The 4922-nt window shown below is 42.1% G+C and carries 2 protein-coding genes; both read right to left on the reverse strand.

Annotated features, from left to right (window positions below; translation table 11 throughout):
* Positions 1-2618, reverse strand: a 2618-nt coding sequence (locus WG906_RS19275) for a non-ribosomal peptide synthetase (protein WP_339994527.1), incomplete at its 3' end; no start/stop codon positions are given.
* 77 nt (positions 2619-2695) lie between these two features.
* Positions 2696-4922: non-ribosomal peptide synthetase (locus WG906_RS19280; RefSeq protein WP_339994528.1), on the reverse strand; the 2227-nt coding region annotated here is incomplete at its 5' end.

The raw sequence follows: 4922 nt of genomic DNA on the forward strand, positions 1-4922 counted from the left end.
GCTCCGTCTGTACTTAATACATATATGCGGGTATTTGAAAACGGTTTACCGATAGGAATAAAACCGTCATATTCGTCATCAGTATTTACTTCATAAATCAGCTTACCCACTGTTGTTTCTGTAGGGCCGTAATGATTAAATACTTTGCATTTTGCATCCCTGTTTTTTATAGTCTGTATGTCGCCGGCCTGCAAAGATTCTCCGCCAAAGATAAGCATACTGGCCGGAAGTAAGGGAACGCCATCTAGGCTGAGAGCCCTCCAATGCGAGGGTACAATCTTTACACAGTCGATCCGGTGACGACCAAAATATCCGTGCAGATCTTCCACATGGCTTATCATCTCCTTAGAGAATATATGCAATGTTCCTCCGGAAACGAGCCAGCTATAAAGCACCGTATTACCTAAATCTGTTGCAATAGAGGATACCAGCGCATACGAACTGCAGGAGTTGATTCCTGTGCGTTCGTCCAAACCCATTATATAATCAGTTAGACTTTTGTGCTTAATCTGTACACCTTTGGGCCTGCCAGTAGATCCTGATGTATAAATCACATAGGCCAGTTGGTCTTGCGAAATATGGGTATCGGGTTTAGATGATGAAAAAGTATTTAATATTTCGTGATCAGCATCTAAGTCTACAATTTCTACTCCCTCAAACTCACTCAATTTTAAACGGTTGACCTGACTGCTTACAAGAACTTTTGCACCTGTATCTTTCAGCATAAAAATGACCCTGTCTGATGGAAAGTCAGCATCGATCGGAACATAAGCTCCACCTGCCTTTAGTATTCCCAATATACCAATGATCATTTCTAACCCTCGCTCTATATAAAGCGGCACCAGGGTATCTTTTACTATTCCTCTACTTTGCAAGTAATGAGCAAGTTGGTTTGAACGTGTTTCAAGCCCGTTGAATGTTAGCTGGCGCCTTTCAAAAACCAATGCAGCAGATTCTGGAGATTTGCGGGCTTGCTCTTCAAAAAGGTGCACCACATCTTCAGCTCCTCTATTTATAAGAGCGCTTACATTTATCTCCTGGCTTAGTTCCCCTTCTTCTGTTTCCGTCAGAATCCGGAGCATGCCTATCTTTTCGCCCGGGGAAGAAACAATAGAAGTTAATAACTTAGAAAAATGTTGGATCATCCGATCTATCCTATCACGTTTATATAGATCGGTACTGTATAATACTGAGCCCTGAATCCCATTGCCTGTTTCTGTAAGGAAAAACGTCAGATCAAACTTTACAGTTGTATGGTCATATGGCTCGCCGCTAAGTTCTAATTCTCCTAAATGTAACTTTGGAACTTCCGGAGTATTTTTGAGAACCAGCATTACCTCGAACAATGGATTTCTTGCTGAATCCCGCTCTTTTACTACAGAATCTACTACTTTTTCAAACGGCACTTCCTGATTACTGTAAGCCTCCAGCAAAGTACTTCGTACTTCTGCAAGCAGTTCATGAAAGGACATTTGTCCACGCAGCTCGTCTCGAAGTGCCAGCGTATTTACAAAAAAACCGATCAACCCCTCCAGGTCTTTTTGAGGCCGTCCCGCTATTGAAGTTCCTACGCAAATATCTTGCTGTCCGGTATACCGGTAAAGCAAAACCTTAAACGCTGCAAGTAAAGTCATATAAAGCGTGGCTCCATATGCCTGGCTCAACTGCTTAAGACCCTTTAAAATTTCAGGTGAAATTGAAAATGCAGAAGAAGCTCCGCGTGCAGTTCTTACTGAAGGGCGGCCATAATCCGCGGGAAGATCCAAAGGTGATAGGTCGGCCAGCTTCTCTTTCCAATAATTTAATTTTTTTTCAAGTACTTTTCCCTGTAAAAATCCTTTTTGCCATAATACATAATCTGTATACTGCAAAGGCTGAGTTGTTAATGTAGCAGCACGGCCGTGTATATAAGAATCATATAGCTCAACCACTTCCCTTACCAAAATTGGTGTAGACCAGGCATCAGAAGCAATATGATGCATTGTTAAGGCAATCACGTGCTCCTCGTTACCCAGGCGTATTAACAACGCCTTTAACATACTGTCTTCACTTAAATTAAAGGGCTGCCGGGTCTTTCCCTTGATATAATTTTGCAATCCTTCTCCGCCCTCAAATTGCTGGCCATCTACTATTTCCAGGCTCCAGTTATCCTCAGGCTTAATAAATTGATACGCATGTCCGTTCTCTTCCCGGTATACCGTCCGTAATATTTCGTGTCTGTTTACAATTGTTTGTAGCGAATGTTCAAGGGCAGGTACATCAAGCTTCCCACGCAAACGTAAAACGGTAGTAATATGATATTGCAAACTCCCTTCAAACTGATCTATAAACCATAAGCGTTCCTGGCTAAAAGATAAGGGAATTCGAGAAGGACGATCATTGCTGCTGACCGGTATAATTTGATGATTAAGGTCTAAGTCTTTTAATCTCCAGCTATCATTATTTAAAAAATTAATAATTGCCTCCTTATTAACCTTAATTTCATTAAGTAAATTTTGATCTATACTTTTATTTTCAGGAATTTTCAGTTGAAGGCGGCCATCATTTAAAATGACTTCCACGTCATGCTGTTTCGCTAAAAATAATATATCAATAACTTTGGTAAAAGTTTTTTCCATAGACACTCTATTCAACAGCACCGCTTTAACAGATGTTTTATACTAATAGTTAAATGGTTAAAAATCACTTGATACAATTATACATCTAATACTTTAAATGCTACGGTGCTCTGTTCGGAATTACTGCTCATATGCAATTGTATATACCTACTTAAATCACGGATAGTTGTGAGTTGAAATAATAATTTGATTGGAATTGATACCGAGAAGTCCTTTTCAATATGCGCTACGATTCTCATAGCCATAAGAGAATGTCCTCCCAGTTCAAAAAAATTATCATGCATACCTATTCTTTCTACCCCCAGCAGTTCTTGCCAGATCTTCAACAACTTCTCTTCCACTTCGGTTTCAGGAACTGTATGCCCCTTACCGATCTGGCTGTTTACTTCTGGTTCAGGAAGCAAATCTCTATCTACCTTTCCGTTAGCCGTTAACGGTATCTGAGCTAGCTCTACCCATAAAGTGGGAACCATGTATTCTGGCAGCTTTGTTATAAGGTAGCTTTGTATTTTCTCTTTAGAAAATTCTTCTTCTGTGGCTACCACGTATCCTACCAGCCGTTTACCTGAACGACCATCCGACTTAGTTACTACCACAGCATGACGAACAAACCCGCCCTGAACCAGCACACTTTCGATTTCACCAGGCTCAATCCGGTAACCCCTGATCTTAACCTGCTCATCCATACGGCCGAGGTACTCCAGATTACCGTCAGGCAACCATCTTCCCAAATCTCCTGTTTTATATAAACGGGCAGCTCCATCCTGACTGAAAGGGTGATTAATGAATTTTTCGGCGGTTAGTTCTGGCCGGTGCAGATATCCTCGCGATAATCCTGCTCCTCCAACACAGATTTCCCCGGCGACACCTATCGGTAATAACTTGTGATAGCGATCCAAAACATAGGCCTCCCGGTTGCTTAATGGACGACCAATCGGAATTGAGCCTTTTACTGCATCGCCAATCTCATAGGTTAACGAAAACGTAGTATTCTCTGTAGGACCATAACCATTTATTAGTTTGATTGTCGCGTGTTGTTTCCGGAACTTCCTGATGTGCCCTTCTGAAAGTTGTTCTCCTCCTACCAATATCGTCTTCAATCCCTCAAAAGTAAACCGGTCTGTTTCCATTAACTGGTTAAACCAGCTCGAGGTGAACCACATGGTTGTTACTCTATTCTCCCGAATCAGATTCTTTAAACGAACACTGTCCAATAGCTCTTCTTCGTTACACAATATTAACCGGCCTCCATTGAGAAGCATCGCCCAGTATTCAAAGGTCGTAGCATCAAATGATGGGGACCCCGTTACCAGCAAACTATCTTCCTCATCCAGTTTTACATAATCTACTCCTTTTACGAGGCTTACTACATTTCTATGATTTACCAATACACCTTTGGGGCGACCGGTTGAGCCTGATGTGTAGATTACATAAGCCAGTTGGTCGGCCTCTGCTTTTCTCTTTATCTCTGCGGATAGTTCTGCCCGGATTGCTGCGGCATCGGCTCCATCGGGCTCTATGAGTACGATACCCGGAACTGTTTGCAGTTTGGCTTTGTTAGCTTTGCTTATGATGACGATACCTGCTTCAGTGTCTTGTAGCATAAAGGATATCCGGTCATCGGGATAGGCGGGATCCAGGGGCACGTAGGCGCCTCCTGATTTGAGGATTCCCAGTATACTCACGATCATCTCTGTGCTTCGCTCAACACATACCGGTATCAGCATCCCTTCAGTTACTCCTTTCTTTTGCAAATAATGAGCAAGTTGATTGGACCGGTCATCCAGGTCTTTGTAGGTTAACTCGTCATTTCCAAAAACTACCGCTATAGATTCTGGTCGCTGTTTGACCTGATCTAGGAACAAATCGAGTATACTCTTATCTGCCGGATATGCGGACGAACTTGTATGAAATTGAGACAAAAGTATCGCCTCCCGGGCAGGAAGGATATTCATACTTCCGATCTTCTGGTCTGGTTGTGTGAGGATAGACTGCAATAATTCCTTTAAATGTTCAGCCATACGGCTTATCGTATTAGCTTCAAATAAGTCGGTGCTATATTCTATGGTTCCCTGAAGACCATGATCCGTTTCAGTGAAATATAAAGTAAGGTCGAACAGTGAAGTAGTATGCTGATGGCTTGCACGTGATAAATTCAGGTTTCCCAAACGAAGCTCAGGAACATCGGGGGTATTACGCAGGATAAACATCACCTGGAATATCGGATTACGGATCAAATCACGATCTTTTGCTACTGCTTCAACTACTTTTTCGAATGGTACTTCCTGGTTAGTATAGGCCTCT

The organism is Pedobacter superstes (assembly GCF_037622515.1).
Classification (GTDB): domain Bacteria; phylum Bacteroidota; class Bacteroidia; order Sphingobacteriales; family Sphingobacteriaceae; genus Paradesertivirga; species Paradesertivirga superstes.